The organism is Citrobacter sp. CK188, from assembly GCF_030333525.1.
In the GTDB taxonomy this organism is placed as follows: domain Bacteria; phylum Pseudomonadota; class Gammaproteobacteria; order Enterobacterales; family Enterobacteriaceae; genus Citrobacter_B; species Citrobacter_B koseri.
Window position 1 is genome coordinate 240,658 of sequence record NZ_JAOWFU010000034.1, and the last position, 16,923, is coordinate 257,580.

The following is a 16,923-nucleotide window of genomic DNA, read 5'->3' on the forward strand; positions in this document are numbered from 1 at the left end:
AACGCCGCCATCCGGCATCAAGCGTTATCAGAAGAAAACAACGTAGACCGCAGCAGCCACGACAAAGCGGTAAATCGCAAACGGAATGAACGAGATGCGCTTAATCAATTGCAGGAAGGTTTTGATGGCGATCAGCGCCACAATGAACGCAGTCACAAATCCCACGGCGAACATGGGGATATCTTCCACCGTCAGGAACGACCAGCTCTTGTAGAGATCCAACGCCGTCGCGCCCATCATCATCGGAACAGCCAGCAGGAATGAGAATTCCGATGCGGCATAGCGACTCACCCCCATCAACATCCCACCGGAAATGGTCGCGCCGGAACGGGAAAAGCCCGGCCACAGCGCCAGACACTGGAAGCAGCCAATCATAAACGCCTGACGATACGTCATATCGTCCAGGCCCGGCGCGCGCGGCTCTTTCGGCTTCAGGCATTCCGCGGCAATCAGCAGCAGACCGCCCACGACCAGCGCATACATCACGTTAACGGGATTAAACAAAGACTTAATGGTGTCATGGAACACCAGGCCCAGCACCACGGCCGGGATCATCCCCAGCACAATATGCCCTAACGTCAGGCGTCCTTTTCCGGTGCCTTCATGTGGTTGTTTGCCAAAGTGAATGCCGATCAGGCCGAACAAACGCCGCCAGAACATCACCACCACCGCCAGGATCGATCCCAGCTGAATTACCACCTCAAACGTCTCTGCCGTATCGCCTTCAAAACCCAACAGGTGACCGACAATGATCATATGGCCCGTGCTGGAGACGGGCAAAAACTCCGTCAATCCTTCGACCACACCCAAAATTGCCGCCACCAGCAGCGAGTGTATATCGCTCATCAATAAACCCCTAAATCAAAAAAAACGAACAGCAGTTATGACTCCAGCTTTAAGACCCATATATCGCCGTTTGGTTTAAAAACTATGAAGTTAATTATTTTCTTTCAGATTATTGCCACGCTCAATGATAACGCCAACATTCGCCGCACGCGCTACGGCGCCGGGCTTGCTGAGCTTGATGCGCACCCACGGAGAGTTAAAGCGGCTGAGCAGCAGATCCGCCACCTCTTCCGCTACGCGTTCGACTAACGCAAAACGGCCGCCCTCCACATGGCTGACTACCGTATCGGCAATGTCGGCGTAGCTCAGACAATCCGCAACGTCGTCGCTTCTGGCTGACTTACGGTTGTCCCACGCCATTTCGATATCGAACACCAGTTTCTGTTCGATAGTTTGCTCCCAGTCGTAAACACCGATAGTGGTGATTACCGAAAGTTGCTCTATAAATACAATATCCATCACGACCTGCCTGCTTTTTGGCTAACCCGGATACCACTTCCGGCGAAATATGCGTATTATCCACAGAAGTAGCGTTTAACACGACATTTTCAAAACGGAACAGCTTATGAGTGCAATCGCGCCTGGAATGATCCTCTTCGCGTACCTCTGCGGCTCAATTTCCAGTGCCATTCTGGTCTGCCGCATTGCAGGTTTACCCGACCCGCGTCAGAGTGGCTCCGGTAACCCTGGCGCGACCAATGTGTTACGCATAGGGGGCAAGGGAGCAGCCGTAGCGGTACTGATTTTCGACGTCCTCAAAGGCATGCTGCCCGTCTGGGGCGCTTATGCATTAGGCGTAACCCCTTTCTGGCTGGGCCTGATTGCCATCGCCGCCTGTCTGGGGCACATCTGGCCGGTCTTTTTTGGCTTCAAAGGCGGAAAAGGCGTCGCGACCGCATTCGGCGCGATCGCGCCCATCGGCTGGGACTTAACTGGCGTGATGGCGGGCACCTGGCTGCTGACCGTCTTACTGAGCGGTTACTCGTCATTGGGCGCGATCGTCAGCGCGCTGATTGCGCCATTCTACGTGTGGTGGTTTAAACCCCAGTTCACCTTCCCGGTCTCTATGCTGTCTTGCCTGATTTTGCTGCGCCACCATGACAACATCCAGCGCCTGTGGCGTCGTCAGGAGACGAAGATCTGGACGAAACTCAAGAAGAAGCGCGAGAAAGATCCGCAGTAGCTTTTTACACCACGCCGTAGGCCAGGTAAGGCGAAGCCGCCATCAGGCACATACGCATCGCCGGATGGCGACGCAAAGCGTCTTATCCGGCCTACAGATTGGTTCACCACGCCACCTGATATCCCTCGTCTGGCTTGCCGAGTCGCTTCTGGCACCATGCCGCCAGAAACTCCACACATACCCGTAACTTTACGCTGCGATACAGCGGTTCCTGATAGACCGCCCAGATATTGGCGCTCTGCGCATACTCCGGCAATACCCTCACCAGTTTACCGCTCGCCAGAAACGGCTGCACATCCCACTCTGAACGCAGCATGATCCCTTTGCCCTCCAGCGCCCACTGCAAAACAATTTCACCGCTATTGGAAGAGAGGTGTCCGGTTACTTTCACTGATTTTTTCTCTTGCCCGTTCCCCAGTTCCCATATGCCGTGGGTCATATCGCGTTCTTTTGTCACCAGACAATCATGACCGCTTAATTCTTGTAAGGTTTTTGGCTCAGGATATTTCTGGAGATATGCGGGAGACGCGCATAATATTCTTTTATTCTTTGTTAACAAATGCGCAATATAATAATCAGGAATTTCATCGTTAATCCGAATATCCAGATCAATATTATCCTGTACCAAATCAATTTGCCGATCGAAGAGTTCAAAGTGAACCTGTAATTCAGGATAACTGCGCATCAGGTCGGTAATGGCAGGTGCAATATAACTGCGGCCAAAACCAAAACTACAGCCAATGCGAATCATTCCCTCCGGGCGCGTTTTAATTTGCGTCACCTCATCCACCAGCCGCTGATAGTGCGTGAGGAGCTTCAGCGCATGTTCATAGCAGCGTTGCCCGCTTTCCGTCAGCGCAACACCTCTTGCCGAGCGGTTCAGCAGCGTGGTGGCAAGGGTTGTCTCAAGAATCTGAATCCGTTTCGTCACGAACGCGGGCGTTTGCCCCAGCGCCGCCGCTGCCGCGCTAAAGCTTCCCGTATGGACAATTTCAACCAAAACCTGTAGGTCTTTGGCTAAGGGATAGTTGTTCAGCATCTGTCGGTTATCCGTGATGTTAATACGCGCAGTGTAAATCTCTTAACGTCGTTAAACCCTGCCTTTGCTCAATTTTCATCACCTTTCTGTAGTGTGATTCACGAACTGTTAATTGCATATACACAGTGACAAAAAATATAAAACCACACCTTTAGTGGTAGTTTACTCCAGAGAATTTATTTCCAGATTAATAAAAGAACTGGAGTTGATATGATGAGCAATCAAAATAACCAAAATGCGGTTACTACGTTGACGGATATTGTCGCTAATTTTACCGCCATGATCTCCACCCGAATGCCCGACGACGTCGTCGATAAATTAAAACAGCTGCGTGATGCCGAAACCTCATCGATGGGAAACATTATCTACCACACGATGTTCGATAACATGCAGAAAGCAATCGACCTGAACCGCCCGGCCTGCCAGGACACGGGTGAAATTATGTTCTTCGTGAAGGTCGGTTCCCGCTTCCCGCTGCTGGGCGAGCTGCAAAGTATTCTTAAGCAGGCCGTGGAAGACGCCACCGTAAAAGCGCCGCTACGCCATAACGCGGTCGAAATTTTCGACGAAGTGAATACCGGCAAAAACACCGGCAGCGGCGTGCCGTGGGTCACCTGGGAGATTATTCCCGATGGCGACGATGCGGAAATTGAAGTTTATATGGCGGGCGGCGGTTGCACGCTGCCGGGGCGTTCCAAAGTGCTGATGCCTTCCGAAGGCTACGAAGGCGTGGTGAAATTCGTCTTTGAAAACATCTCCACGCTGGCGGTCAATGCCTGTCCGCCGGTACTGGTCGGCGTGGGCATCGCAACCTCCGTCGAAACCGCCGCCGTGCTTTCCCGCAAAGCGATTCTGCGCCCGATAGGCACCCGTCATCCGAATCCAAAGGCAGCAGAGCTTGAGCTGCGGCTGGAAGAAGGACTAAACCGCCTGGGAATCGGCCCACAAGGGCTGACCGGCAACAGCTCGGTGATGGGCGTACACATCGAATCCGCCGCACGCCATCCATCAACCATTGGCGTGGCTGTCTCCACCGGCTGCTGGGCGCACCGTCGCGGTACGCTGCTGGTTCATTCTGACCTCTCCTTCGAAAACCTGTCCCACACCCGGAGCGCGTTATGAAAAAGATCCTCACTACCCCGATCAAAGCCGAAGACCTGGAAGATATCCGCATTGGCGATGTGATCTACCTGACCGGAACGCTGGTGACCTGTCGCGACGTTTGTCACCGCCGTCTGATCGAACTCAAGCGCCCCATTCCTTACGATCTCAACGGCAAAGCGATTTTCCACGCCGGGCCGATTGTGCGTAAAAACGGTGATAAATGGGAGATGGTCTCCGTCGGCCCGACCACCAGCATGCGTATGGAAGCCTTTGAAAAAGAGTTCATTGAGCAGACCGGCGTGAAGCTGGTGGTCGGAAAAGGCGGGATGGGGCCGCTGACCGAAGAAGGCTGCCAGAAATTCAAAGCGCTGCACGTCATCTTCCCGGCTGGCTGCGCGGTGCTGGCGGCGACCCAGGTCGAAGAGATAGAAGAGGTGCACTGGACGGAACTCGGCATGCCGGAATCGCTGTGGGTTTGCCGGGTGAAAGAGTTCGGGCCGCTGATTGTTTCTATCGATACCCACGGCAACAACCTGATCGCCGACAACAAAAAACAGTTCGCCGAGCGTCGCGGTCCCATCGTTGACGAGATCTGCGAGTACGTGCACTACATCAAATAACCCTTCAGGAGAGGCGCTGCGCCTCTCCCTTTTCTCAGGGATACGACAATGGCACCTTTATCTGGTTGGTGGCGATACCTGGCTCCACTGGTGGTCATCGCCATTATTGCTGTTTTGCCCGTCCCCACCGGTCTTGAGAGCCACACCTGGCTCTATTTTGCGGTCTTTACCGGCGTCATTGTGGGACTCATTCTGGAACCTGTGCCGGGCGCGGTCGTGGCGATGATCGGGATTTCGATCATTGCCGTTCTGTCGCCGTGGCTGCTGTTCAGCCCCGATCAGCTCGCGCAGGAAGGTTTTAAATTTACCGCCAAAGCCCTCTCGTGGGCGGTGTCTGGTTTTTCTAACTCGGTTATCTGGCTGATTTTCGCCGCCTTTATGTTTGGCACCGGCTATGAAAAAACCGGTCTCGGTCGGCGAATTGCGCTGATGCTGGTAAAAAAGATGGGCCATCGCACGCTGTTTCTTGGCTATGCGGTGATGTTTTCCGAGCTGATCCTCGCCCCGGTCACGCCGTCTAACTCCGCGCGCGGCGCCGGGATCATCTACCCGATTATCCGCAACCTGCCGCCGCTCTATAACTCGCAGCCTAACGACGCCAGTTCCCGCTCCATTGGCTCGTATATTATGTGGATGGGCATCACCGCCGACTGCGTTACCAGCGCCATTTTCCTGACGGCGATGGCGCCTAACCTGTTGCTGATTGGCCTGATGAAAAGCGCATCCCATACGGCGCTAAGCTGGGGCGACTGGTTCTCAGGAATGCTGCCGCTAAGCATTCTGCTGGTCTTGCTGGTTCCGTGGCTGGCCTACGTGCTGTATCCGCCGGTGCTGAAGTCGGGCGACCAGGTGCCGCGCTGGGCGGAAGCTGAGCTAAAGGAGATGGGCCCGCTCTGCTCGCGCGAGAAAAAGATGCTGGTGCTGATGGTCGGCGCGCTGGTGCTGTGGATCTTCGGCGGCGATTACATTGATGCCGCAATGGTCGGTTACAGCGTGGTGGCATTGATGCTGGTATTACGCATCATCTCCTGGGATGACATCGTCAGCAATAAAGCGGCATGGAACGTTTTCTTCTGGCTGGCTTCGCTGATTACGCTCGCCACCGGACTGAACAATACCGGCTTTATCACCTGGTTTGGCAAACTGCTGGCAAACGGGCTAAGCGGCTATTCGCCGATGATGGTGATGGTCGCGCTCATCGTGGTGTTTTATCTGTTACGCTACTTTTTTGCCAGCGCTACCGCTTATACCTCCGCGCTGGCGCCGATGATGATTGCCGCCGCGCTGGCGATGCCGGACATCCCCTTACCGGTGTTTTGCCTGATGGTCGGCGCCGCCATTGGTCTGGGCAGCATTCTCACCCCCTATGCGACCGGCCCAAGCCCCATCTATTACGGTAGCGGTTATCTGCCGACGGTGGATTACTGGCGGCTGGGCGCTATTTTTGGCCTGATCTTCCTGGTTCTGCTGGTAATAACCGGCCTTATCTGGATGCCTCTCGTTTTGCTGTAAACCTCGTTGGGGCGGCATGACGTCGCCTCTTTTTTCCATAAGCTTCTCGTATGACCGTTTTCCCGATGCGCTGAGGCATACTTTTTTGTATGCACTCCCCTCACGCTGATAAGGGAAACGCTCTGGACACCGTTGCGCACAAGACTCTCACACGGGGCTGGCAGGCCGAACTGGATCTGCGGTTTACCCGCGCCGCGCATAAAACAGTGCTCACTTCGGCGCGACACGTCGGCCCGCTGACGGTACAGCGTCCGTTTTACCCGGAAGACGACGTTTGCCACCTCTATTTGCTTCATCCGCCGGGCGGCATTGTCGGGGGCGATGAACTCACGATTTCCGCCACGCTTGCAACAGACAGCCATGCGTTAATCACCCAGCCTGGCGCAGGGAAGTTTTACCGCAGTCGCGGCCCTCAGGCGCAGCTGCGGCAGGATTTTTATCTCGCCCCGCAGGCCACGCTGGAGTGGCTGCCGCAGGATACGATCCTTTTTCCCGGCGCGAACGCTAACATCCAGTCGGTCTTTCATCTGGCGCAAGAGAGCCGGCTGCTGGCCTGGGATCTGCTCTGTCTGGGGCGACCGGTGATGCAGGAGACCTTCAGCCACGGCACACTGCGCAACCGCCTGGAAGTATGGCGGGACGGTACGCCGCTATTAATAGAAAGGCTGCATCTTGAGGGAGGAAACCTGCACACCGTCGCCAGACATCCCTGGAGCGGTACGCTGCTCTGTTATCCCGCCACGGAAAAGATGCTGGACGGCATACGCGAGCAAATTGCCCCCCTCGGCGACTACGCTGGCGCGACGCTGATTGATTCACTGCTGGCCCTGCGCTTTCTCGGGCACGACAACCTGCTTATCCAGCGCGTTATGCGCGCCGTCTGGCAATCCTTACGACCACAACTGACCCAAAAACCGCCACTCCTGCCCCGTATCTGGCAGACATAAGAGAATCACTATGGAACTGACTCCCAGAGAAAAAGACAAGCTGTTGCTCTTTACCGCCGCGCTGGTGGCGGAGCGTCGTCTGGCGCGTGGACTGAAGCTGAACTACCCGGAATCGGTGGCGCTGATCAGCGCTTTCATTATGGAAGGCGCCCGCGACGGCAAAAGCGTGGCGTCACTGATGGAAGACGGTCGCCATGTGTTGACCCGCGATCAGGTGATGGAGGGCGTGCCGGAAATGATCCCGGATATTCAGGTTGAAGCCACCTTTCCAGACGGCTCGAAACTGGTCACCGTTCATAACCCGATCGTATAAAGGAGGAACCATGATTCCAGGCGAATACAGGATCTCCACGGGAAACATCGCGATCAATACAGGCAGAGAAACCTGCACGATCGTGGTTGAGAATCATGGCGATCGCCCGGTTCAGGTCGGATCGCACTATCACTTTTACGAGGTCAACCCCGCATTACGCTTTGACAGGCAAGCCGCACGCGGTTTTCGCCTGAACATCCCCGCAGGCACGGCAGTGCGTTTTGAGCCGGGGCAAAAACGCGAGGTCGAACTGGTGCGCGTCGCCGGGGCACAGCGTATTTTTGGTTTTCGCGGCGAGGTAATGGGCTCTCTGGAGGCAGACAATGACTGAGATTTCCCGGCAGGCTTATGCCGACATGTTTGGCCCGACGACCGGTGACCGGGTGCGTCTGGCGGATACCGAACTGTGGATCGAAGTCGAAAACGATCTCACGGCCTACGGCGAAGAGGTGAAATTCGGCGGCGGTAAAGTGATCCGCGACGGTATGGGCCAGGGGCAAATGCGTGCTCGCGCGTGTGTGGATCTGGTGATCACCAACGCGCTGATCGTCGATCACTGGGGGATCGTCAAAGCGGACATCGGCATCAAAGATGGCAGGATCTTCGCCATCGGCAAAGCCGGTAACCCGGATATTCAGCCCAACGTGACGATCCCGATTGGCGTCGGCACGGAGGCGATCGCCGGTGAAGGAAAGATCGTTACCGCAGGCGGCGTGGACACGCATATTCACTGGATCTGCCCGCAGCAGGCGGAAGAGGCGCTGGTCTCTGGCGTGACGACCATGATTGGCGGCGGCACCGGCCCGGCGGCGGGCACCAATGCCACTACCTGTACGCCTGGCCCGTGGTACATCGCCCGTATGTTGCAGGCGGCGGACAGCCTGCCGGTGAATATCGGTTTTCTCGGCAAAGGGAATGGCTCGAACCAGGACGCGCTGCGTGAGCAGATTGCCGCCGGCGCGATCGGCCTGAAGATCCACGAGGACTGGGGCGCGACGCCCGCGGCGATCGACTGTGCGCTGACCGTAGCTGAAGAGATGGATATTCAGGTCGCGCTGCACAGCGACACGTTAAACGAGTCCGGTTTCGTCGAGGACACGCTGGCGGCAATTGGCGATCGCACGATCCATACCTTTCATACCGAAGGGGCGGGCGGCGGTCACGCCCCGGATATTATCACCGCCTGCGCGCATCCCCATATTCTCCCCTCCTCCACCAACCCGACGCTGCCTTATACCGTCAACACCATTGACGAGCATCTCGATATGCTGATGGTCTGCCACCATCTCGACCCGGATATCGCCGAAGATGTGGCGTTTGCCGAGTCGCGTATTCGTCGGGAAACCATCGCCGCCGAAGATGTGCTGCACGATCTCGGCGCCTTTTCCCTGACCTCGTCGGATTCCCAGGCGATGGGACGGGTGGGCGAAGTCATTCTGCGAACCTGGCAGGTGGCGCACCGGATGAAAGTACAACGCGGCCCGTTAGCGGAGGAGACGGGCGATAACGACAACCAGCGCGTAAAACGCTACATCGCCAAGTACACGATAAACCCGGCGCTAACCCACGGCATCGCCCATGAGGTCGGTTCTGTTGAGGCCGGAAAGCTGGCGGATCTGGTGCTCTGGTCTCCGGCCTTTTTTGGCGTAAAACCCACAACACTCATCAAAGGCGGGATGATTGTCTGCGCGCCGATGGGTGATATCAACGCCTCGATTCCCACACCGCAACCGGTGCATTACCGGCCGATGTTTGGCGCGCTTGGCGCGGCGCGTCATCACTGTCGCCTGACCTTTCTTTCTCAGGCTGCGGTTGAAAACGGCATTGCGCAGCAGCTCAACTTACGCAGCGCCACCGCCGTCGTGAAAGGCTGCCGGACGGTAAAAAAAGCCGACATGATCCACAACAGCCTGCAACCCAACATCACCGTTGACGCCCAGACTTACGAGGTGCGCATTGACGGTAAGCCGATCACCAGCGAACCGGCAGACGTGTTGCCGATGGCCCAGCGTTATTTTTTATTCTGAGGAGACGACATGCTGTATCTGACGCAACGTATTGAAACGCCCGCCACCGTCACGGCAACGCTGACGCTCCCCATTGATGTCCGCGTCAAAAGCCGGGCGAAGGTAGTGCTGGGCGACGGACGCGAAGCCGGTTTACTGCTGCCGCGCGGTTTGCTGTTACGCGGCGGCGATCGCCTGAGTACGGAAGATGGTGCAGAGGTGGTGGAGATCATCGCCGCAAACGAAGCCGTTTCGGTCGTGCGCTGCGCCGATCCGTTCCTGCTCGCCAAAGCCTGCTACCACCTGGGCAACCGCCACGTTCCGCTGCAAATTCTGCCTGACGAGCTGCGCTATCACCACGATCACGTACTCGACGACATGCTGCGCCAGCTCAGCTTAGAGGTGACTTTCGCGCATCTGCCCTTTGAACCGGAGGCGGGAGCATATGCCAGCGAATCTCACGGCCATCACCACGGCCACGCCCACTGATGACTGACGCCAGACAACGGCTGCGCCTGATGCAGCTCGCCAGCAGCAGTTTACCGGTGGGATCGTTTACCTGGTCTCAGGGGCTGGAGTGGGCGGTGGAGATCGGCTGGGTGAAAAACGCGGAAGACTTTGCGCACTGGCAAACGCAACAGCTGGAGCAGAACTTTTTTACCGTCGACCTGCCGATTTTCGCCCGGTTGTACCACGCCTGTGAACGGAATGACGTTACCGCCGCTCGCCGCTGGAGCGCATATCTGCTGGCCTGCCGGGAAACCCGGGAACTGCGCGAAGAAGAGCGCAGCCGGGGGGCGGCGTTTACACGCCTGGTGGTGGACTGGGTGCCGGACTGCCCGCAGACGTGGCGTCCGCTTTTTGCCGACAGCCAGCTCTGCGGTATGGCGTGGCTGGGCGTGCGCTGGCGCATCCCGCTGACGGATCTGGCGTTAAGCCTCGGCTACAGCTGGTTAGAAAGCGCGGTGATGGCGGGGGTGAAGCTGGTGCCCTTCGGACAACAGGCGGCGCAGCAGCTCATTCTTTCGCTTTGCGACCATTACGCGCAGGGTATGGCGCAGGCGCTGGCTCGCCCGGATGCGGATCTGGGCTCATCCACGCCGCTGGCCGCCATCGCTTCTGCCCGTCACGAAACACAATATTGCCGATTATTTCGCTCCTGAGGAGACACGATGAACGACTATAAACATCCCCTGCGCGTCGGCGTGGGCGGTCCGGTGGGTTCCGGTAAAACCGCCCTGCTGGAAGCGTTATGCAAAGCGATGCGCGATACGTATCAACTGGCGGTGGTGACTAACGATATTTATACCAAAGAGGATCAGCGCATTCTTACCGAAGCGGGCGCGCTGGCGCCGGAAAGGATTGTCGGCGTGGAAACCGGCGGTTGTCCGCATACCGCCATTCGCGAAGACGCCTCAATGAACCTGGCGGCGGTGGAAGCATTAAGCGAGACATTCGGCAACCTGGATCTGATCTTTGTCGAGAGCGGCGGCGATAACCTGAGCGCCACCTTCAGCCCGGAGCTGGCCGATCTGACGATCTATGTGATCGACGTGGCCGAAGGCGAGAAGATCCCGCGTAAAGGCGGGCCGGGGATTACCAAATCCGATTTTCTGGTGATCAACAAAACGGATCTGGCGCCGTATGTGGGCGCGTCGCTGGAGGTGATGGCGCGCGATACAATGCGTATGCGCGGAGATCGGCCGTGGGCGTTTACCAACCTGAAAATCGGTGACGGCCTGGCGACGATTATTGCGTTTCTGGAAGATAAAGGGATGTTGCGGGTGTAGCGTTTTTTATCGCCGGGCGGCGGCTTCGACTGAGCCAGCCTACGGTATTGTAAGCCCGGTAAGCGAAGCCGCCACCGGGCAAAAAATCACGCCGCAGGCAGCTCCGCCAGCGGCCAGCGAGGACGCACGCTCACGCCTAAATCCGCCGTTGCGCCCGCTTTGAAGCGCACCATACCGGCGTAGGCGATCATCGCGCCGTTATCGGTGCAAAACTCTGGCCGCGCGTAGAACACTTCGCCACGCCGTTTTTGCATCATTTCCGCCAGCTTCGCACGCAGCGTGCGGTTGGCGCTCACCCCGCCCGCCATCACCAGACGCTTAAAGCCGGTCTGATCCAGCGCTCGCTTACACTTGATCATCAGCGTATCCACCACCGCATCTTCAAACGCACGGGCAATATCGGCGCGGGTCTGTTCATCATCACCGTTGCTGCGGATCGTGTTTGCGGCGAACGTTTTCAGCCCGGAGAAGCTGAAATCCAGCCCAGGACGGTCGGTCATCGGACGCGGAAAGACAAAACGCCCTGCGGTGCCCTGCGCCGCCATTTTCGACAGCATCGGGCCGCCAGGGTAATCCAGTCCCAGCAGTTTGGCGGTTTTATCAAACGCTTCACCGGCCGCATCGTCAATGGATTCGCCTAACAGCGCATACTGACCAATCCCGGTCACGCTGATAAGTTGGGTATGACCGCCGGAGACCAGCAGCGCCACGAACGGAAATTCCGGCGGATTGTCTTCCAGCATCGGCGCCAGCAGGTGCCCTTCCATATGGTGTACCGGAATCGCCGGAACATTCCAGGCAAACGCCAGCGAACGGCCAACGGTCGCGCCGACCAGCAGCGCCCCCACCAGACCCGGCCCTGCGGTATAGGCCACGGCATCAATCTCTTTCGCCGTCAGACCCGACTCTTTCAACGCCGCCTGGATCAGCGGCACGGTCTTGCGTACGTGGTCGCGCGAGGCCAGTTCAGGCACTACGCCGCCGTAGTCAGCGTGCAATTTCACCTGACTATACAATTGGTTGGCTAACAGACCTTTTTCGTCGTCGTAAATAGCGATGCCGGTTTCATCGCAGGATGTCTCAATACCCAGTACACGCATGACTTGTTTTACCTCACTCTGATACCGCGCAGTGTAGGGCCAATGCGGGTTGATGTAAAACTTTGTTCGCCCCTGGCGACAGCCTCGTGTATACTCCTCACCCTTATAAAAGTCCCTTTCAAAAAAGGCGTCGGTGCTTTACAAAGCAGCAGCAATTGCAGTAAAATTCCGCACCATTTTGAAATAAGCTGGCGCTGATGCCAGCGGCAAACCGATTTAATCAAAGGTGAGAGGCACATGCCGGTAATTAAAGTACGTGAAAACGAGCCGTTCGACGTAGCTCTGCGTCGCTTCAAGCGTTCCTGTGAAAAAGCAGGTGTTCTGGCGGAAGTTCGTCGTCGTGAGTTCTATGAAAAACCGACTACCGAACGTAAGCGCGCTAAAGCTTCAGCAGTGAAACGTCACGCGAAGAAACTGGCTCGCGAAAACGCACGCCGCACTCGTCTGTACTAATGCGTTGAGGGCGTAAGCTCTCGATTCAGACCGAGTTGTAGTTGTAAGGCCGTGCTTCCGAAAGGAATGCGCGGCTTATTTTCGTTTATGCATTGGCATATATACAAAATCATTCAGGATGCGGCAAAGCGGCGCCTGAAGGATGAAGTGTATAAAAGGGGCATATGGCTGGACGAATCCCACGCGTATTTATCAATGACCTGCTGGCACGCACCGACATCATCGATCTGATCGATGCGCGGGTGAAGCTGAAAAAGCAGGGCAAGAATTTTCACGCGTGCTGTCCGTTCCATAACGAAAAAACCCCCTCTTTCACCGTGAACGGTGAAAAACAGTTTTACCACTGCTTTGGCTGCGGCGCGCACGGCAACGCGATCGATTTCCTCATGAACTACGACAAGCTCGATTTCGTGGAAACCGTCGAAGAACTGGCTGCAATGCACAACCTGGAAATTCCCTACGAAGCAGGGACAGGTCTTAGCCAGATAGAGCGCCATCAACGGCAAAACCTCTATCAGTTAATGGACGGGCTGAATGCGTTTTATCAACAGTCGCTCGCCCACCCCACAGCAGAGCCTGCGCGCCAATATTTGCAAAAACGCGGCCTTAGCGCTGAAATCGTTCAACGCTTCGCGATTGGTTTCGCTCCGCCAGGCTGGGATAATGCATTAAAACGTTTCGGTAATAATAGCGACAACAGAGCGCTGTTACTGGATGCCGGAATGCTGGTCAACAATGACCAGGGCAGAACCTACGATCGTTTCCGTAATCGGGTGATGTTCCCGATTCGCGATAAACGAGGACGGGTGATTGGTTTTGGTGGTCGCGTACTCGGTAACGATACGCCGAAATACCTGAACTCCCCGGAAACCGATATTTTCCATAAAGGTCGACAGCTGTATGGCCTTTATGAAGCTCAGCAACATAACGCTGAACCGCAGCGACTGCTTGTTGTTGAAGGCTATATGGACGTTGTCGCGCTGGCGCAGTACGACATTAACTACGCCGTGGCATCGTTGGGGACATCGACAACAGCCGACCATATCCACATGTTATTCCGGGCGACTAACAATGTGATTTGCTGTTATGACGGCGATCGGGCCGGACGCGATGCGGCATGGCGAGCGCTTGAAACGGCAATGCCCTATATCACCGACGGACGGCAGTTGCGCTTTATGTTCCTGCCTGATGGCGAAGACCCGGATACGCTGGTGCGTAAAGAGGGCAAAGAAGCATTCGAAGCACGGATGGAGCAGGCTCTGCCGCTCTCTCTGTTTCTCTTCAATAGCCTCTTGCCGCAGGTTGATTTGAGTACGCCGGATGGAAGTACGCAGCTTGCCGCGCTGGCGCTGCCGCTGATTAACCAGGTTCCCGGAGATACGCACAGGATCCAGCTACGACAGATGCTGGGGCTGAAATTAGGCATCTTTGACGATAGCCAGCTTGACCGCTTAATGCCAAAACAGGCAGAAAGTGGCACGGTACGCCCTGCTCCGCAGCTAAAACGCACGACCATGCGTATACTTATAGGGTTACTGGTACAAAACCCGGATTTGGCGCCGTTAGTACCACCGCTAGGCGGTCTGGATCAAAAAAAGCTGCCCGGGCTTGGCTTATTTGAAGAACTGGTCAACACTTGTTTGTCTCAACCAGGTCTGACCACCGGCCAACTTTTAGAACATTATCGCGGCACAAATAGTGCTGCGACCCTTGAAAAATTGTCGATGTGGGACGATATAGCTGATAAGGACATTGCTGAAAAAACCTTCACCGACTCACTCAACCATATGTTTGATTCGATGCTTAAGCTGCGCCAGGAAGAGTTGATTGCTCGCGATCGCACACACGGTTTAAGCAACGAAGAACGCCGGGAACTCTGGACGCTGAACCAGGAACTGGCCAAAAAATGAATTGATAGACAAAATCGTTCAAGTTGTATTAAGGCAGCAAGAGAACGCAGCTAACGCAGAGACAACTTGAAGGATAACGTATTTAACGGCTTAAGTGCCGAATAGCGATCGGGAAGCCCCCGACAGCCGCACTGAGAGGCAGCGGCAAAAATATAAGTACGCCCTCGCTTTAAAGGTTGGCAGATACACCGCCGACACCAATCAAACGAAATAAGTGTGGATACCGTCTTATGGAGCAAAACCCGCAGTCACAGCTGAAGCTTCTTGTCACCCGTGGTAAGGAGCAAGGCTATCTGACCTATGCCGAGGTCAATGACCATCTGCCGGAAGATATCGTCGATTCAGATCAAATCGAAGACATCATCCAAATGATCAACGACATGGGTATTCAGGTGATGGAAGAAGCACCGGATGCCGATGATCTGCTGCTTGCTGAAAACACCAACAACACCGACGAAGACGCGGAAGAAGCTGCTGCTCAAGTTTTATCCAGTGTTGAATCTGAAATCGGTCGTACCACTGACCCGGTACGCATGTACATGCGTGAGATGGGTACGGTTGAACTGTTAACCCGTGAAGGCGAAATCGACATCGCTAAACGTATTGAAGACGGGATCAACCAGGTTCAATGCTCCGTTGCCGAATACCCGGAAGCGATTACTTATCTGCTTGAACAGTACGATCGCGTTGAAGCCGAAGAAGCTCGCCTGTCAGATCTGATCACCGGCTTTGTTGACCCGAACGCTGAAGAAGATATGGCGCCTACCGCCACGCACGTCGGTTCTGAACTCTCTCAGGAAGAGATGGACGACGACGATGATGAAGACGAAGAAGAAGACGACGACAGCAGCGATGACGACAACAGCATCGACCCGGAACTGGCGCGCGAAAAATTCGCAGAGCTGCGTACGCAGTACGAAGTCACCCGTGACACCATCAAAGCGAAAGGTCGCAGCCACGCCGATGCGCAGACCGAAATTCTGAAGCTGTCTGAAGTGTTTAAGCAGTTCCGCCTGGTGCCGAAGCAGTTCGACTACCTGGTGAACAGCATGCGCGTCATGATGGATCGCGTTCGCACGCAAGAACGCCTGATCATGAAGCTCTGCGTTGAGCAGTGCAAAATGCCGAAGAAAAACTTCATCACCCTGTTCACCGGCAACGAAACCAGCGAAACCTGGTTCAATGCCGCCATTGCAATGAACAAGCCGTGGTCCGAAAAGCTGCACGATGTCACTGAAGACGTTCAGCGCAGCCTGCAAAAACTGCAACAGATTGAAGAAGAAACCGGCCTGACCATCGAGCAGGTAAAAGACATCAACCGTCGCATGTCCATCGGCGAAGCGAAAGCCCGCCGTGCGAAGAAAGAGATGGTTGAAGCGAACTTGCGTCTGGTTATCTCTATCGCCAAAAAATACACCAACCGTGGTCTGCAATTCCTGGATCTGATTCAGGAAGGCAACATCGGTCTGATGAAAGCGGTAGACAAGTTCGAATACCGTCGTGGTTACAAATTCTCCACTTATGCCACCTGGTGGATTCGTCAGGCGATCACCCGCTCTATCGCGGATCAGGCGCGCACCATCCGTATTCCGGTGCATATGATTGAGACCATCAACAAACTCAACCGTATCTCCCGCCAGATGCTGCAAGAAATGGGTCGCGAGCCGACGCCAGAAGAGCTGGCCGAGCGCATGCTGATGCCGGAAGACAAGATCCGTAAAGTGCTGAAGATCGCCAAAGAGCCTATCTCCATGGAAACGCCGATCGGCGACGATGAAGATTCGCATCTGGGAGATTTCATCGAGGATACCACCCTCGAGCTGCCGCTGGACTCTGCCACCACCGAGAGCCTGCGTGCTGCAACGCATGACGTGCTGGCTGGCCTGACGGCGCGTGAAGCAAAAGTGCTGCGTATGCGTTTCGGTATCGATATGAACACCGACCATACGCTGGAAGAAGTGGGTAAACAGTTTGACGTTACCCGCGAACGTATCCGTCAGATCGAAGCGAAGGCGCTGCGTAAACTGCGTCACCCGAGCCGTTCTGAAGTGCTGCGTAGCTTCCTGGACGATTAGTCTCGCCGCATAAGCATCAACGCCA

The 16,923-nt window shown here is 55.8% G+C and carries 18 protein-coding genes; 14 read left to right on the forward strand and 4 right to left on the reverse strand.

What is annotated here, in order from left to right:
* Positions 1 to 27 precede the first annotated feature (27 nt).
* Both bacA and folB read right to left on the reverse strand, forming a co-directional pair.
* Positions 28 to 846, reverse strand: a complete 819-nt coding sequence (gene bacA, locus OGV67_RS14810; protein ID WP_071257838.1) for an undecaprenyl-diphosphate phosphatase — start codon at positions 844 to 846, stop codon at positions 28 to 30.
* Positions 847 to 936: 90 nt separating this feature from the next.
* Positions 937 to 1,305: a bifunctional dihydroneopterin aldolase/7,8-dihydroneopterin epimerase gene (folB, locus tag OGV67_RS14815; RefSeq protein ID WP_012135187.1), complete on the reverse strand. Its 369-nt coding sequence runs from the start codon at positions 1,303 to 1,305 to the stop codon at positions 937 to 939.
* A gap of 106 nt (positions 1,306 to 1,411) precedes the next feature.
* On the opposite strand from folB, the gene plsY reads away from it, so the two are divergent.
* On the forward strand, positions 1,412 to 2,029 hold the full coding sequence (gene plsY, locus OGV67_RS14820; RefSeq protein ID WP_012135188.1) for a glycerol-3-phosphate 1-O-acyltransferase PlsY: 618 nt from the start codon (positions 1,412 to 1,414) through the stop codon (positions 2,027 to 2,029).
* Positions 2,030 to 2,132: 103 nt separating this feature from the next.
* On the opposite strand, the gene ttdR is transcribed toward plsY, so the two are convergent.
* Positions 2,133 to 3,068 (reverse strand): L-tartrate utilization transcriptional activator TtdR, encoded by a 936-nt coding sequence (ttdR, locus tag OGV67_RS14825; RefSeq protein WP_115614404.1) that lies wholly within the window; start codon positions 3,066 to 3,068, stop codon positions 2,133 to 2,135.
* A 210-nt stretch (positions 3,069 to 3,278) separates the two neighbouring features.
* Between ttdR and ttdA the strand changes: the two genes are divergently transcribed.
* The 10 genes from ttdA (at position 3,279) to ureG (ending at position 11,360) form a co-directional block, all read left to right on the forward strand.
* Positions 3,279 to 4,190: a L(+)-tartrate dehydratase subunit alpha gene (ttdA, locus tag OGV67_RS14830; protein WP_012135190.1), complete on the forward strand. Its 912-nt coding sequence runs from the start codon at positions 3,279 to 3,281 to the stop codon at positions 4,188 to 4,190.
* Entirely contained in the window at positions 4,187 to 4,792 is a 606-nt protein-coding gene (gene ttdB, locus OGV67_RS14835) for a L(+)-tartrate dehydratase subunit beta (RefSeq protein WP_104868172.1), read from the forward strand. The genes ttdA and ttdB overlap by 4 nt, the downstream gene beginning before the upstream one ends.
* Before the next feature lie 48 nt (positions 4,793 to 4,840).
* Positions 4,841 to 6,304 carry an anion permease gene (locus tag OGV67_RS14840; RefSeq protein WP_104868171.1) on the forward strand — a complete coding sequence of 488 codons (1,464 nt, stop codon included), beginning with the start codon at positions 4,841 to 4,843 and terminating at the stop codon, positions 6,302 to 6,304.
* An 89-nt stretch (positions 6,305 to 6,393) separates the two neighbouring features.
* Positions 6,394 to 7,251, forward strand: coding sequence for an urease accessory protein UreD (locus OGV67_RS14845; protein WP_197982138.1), 858 nt, complete (start codon positions 6,394 to 6,396; stop codon positions 7,249 to 7,251).
* A 10-nt stretch (positions 7,252 to 7,261) separates the two neighbouring features.
* The gene (locus tag OGV67_RS14850; protein WP_042289336.1) at positions 7,262 to 7,564 is read left to right on the forward strand and encodes an urease subunit gamma; all 303 of its coding nucleotides are present in this window, start codon (positions 7,262 to 7,264) and stop codon (positions 7,562 to 7,564) included.
* A 10-nt stretch (positions 7,565 to 7,574) separates the two neighbouring features.
* On the forward strand, positions 7,575 to 7,895 hold the full coding sequence (locus OGV67_RS14855) for an urease subunit beta (protein ID WP_012135195.1): 321 nt from the start codon (positions 7,575 to 7,577) through the stop codon (positions 7,893 to 7,895).
* Complete coding sequence (gene ureC, locus OGV67_RS14860) at positions 7,888 to 9,591, forward strand: urease subunit alpha (protein WP_115614403.1); 1,704 nt, start codon at positions 7,888 to 7,890, stop codon at positions 9,589 to 9,591. The genes OGV67_RS14855 and ureC overlap by 8 nt, the downstream gene beginning before the upstream one ends.
* A gap of 9 nt (positions 9,592 to 9,600) precedes the next feature.
* The gene (ureE, locus tag OGV67_RS14865) at positions 9,601 to 10,059 is read left to right on the forward strand and encodes an urease accessory protein UreE (RefSeq protein ID WP_115614402.1); all 459 of its coding nucleotides are present in this window, start codon (positions 9,601 to 9,603) and stop codon (positions 10,057 to 10,059) included.
* Positions 10,059 to 10,733 (forward strand): urease accessory protein UreF, encoded by a 675-nt coding sequence (locus OGV67_RS14870; RefSeq protein ID WP_047461132.1) that lies wholly within the window; start codon positions 10,059 to 10,061, stop codon positions 10,731 to 10,733. Before ureE ends, OGV67_RS14870 begins: the two co-directional genes overlap by 1 nt.
* Before the next feature lie 9 nt (positions 10,734 to 10,742).
* The gene (gene ureG / locus OGV67_RS14875; RefSeq protein ID WP_115614401.1) at positions 10,743 to 11,360 is read left to right on the forward strand and encodes an urease accessory protein UreG; all 618 of its coding nucleotides are present in this window, start codon (positions 10,743 to 10,745) and stop codon (positions 11,358 to 11,360) included.
* An 86-nt stretch (positions 11,361 to 11,446) separates the two neighbouring features.
* On the opposite strand, the gene tsaD is transcribed toward ureG, so the two are convergent.
* Positions 11,447 to 12,460, reverse strand: coding sequence for a tRNA (adenosine(37)-N6)-threonylcarbamoyltransferase complex transferase subunit TsaD (gene tsaD, locus OGV67_RS14880; RefSeq protein WP_047461129.1), 1,014 nt, complete (start codon positions 12,458 to 12,460; stop codon positions 11,447 to 11,449).
* Between the two features lie 237 nt (positions 12,461 to 12,697).
* Between tsaD and rpsU the strand changes: the two genes are divergently transcribed.
* The 3 genes from rpsU (at position 12,698) to rpoD (ending at position 16,898) form a co-directional block, all read left to right on the forward strand.
* Positions 12,698 to 12,913 (forward strand): 30S ribosomal protein S21, encoded by a 216-nt coding sequence (gene rpsU, locus OGV67_RS14885; RefSeq protein WP_001144069.1) that lies wholly within the window; start codon positions 12,698 to 12,700, stop codon positions 12,911 to 12,913.
* A gap of 164 nt (positions 12,914 to 13,077) precedes the next feature.
* The gene (dnaG, locus tag OGV67_RS14890) at positions 13,078 to 14,823 is read left to right on the forward strand and encodes a DNA primase (protein ID WP_012135203.1); all 1,746 of its coding nucleotides are present in this window, start codon (positions 13,078 to 13,080) and stop codon (positions 14,821 to 14,823) included.
* A gap of 200 nt (positions 14,824 to 15,023) precedes the next feature.
* The gene (gene rpoD, locus OGV67_RS14895; RefSeq protein WP_256372597.1) at positions 15,024 to 16,898 is read left to right on the forward strand and encodes an RNA polymerase sigma factor RpoD; all 1,875 of its coding nucleotides are present in this window, start codon (positions 15,024 to 15,026) and stop codon (positions 16,896 to 16,898) included.
* The last annotated feature ends 25 nt before the right edge of the window (positions 16,899 to 16,923 follow it).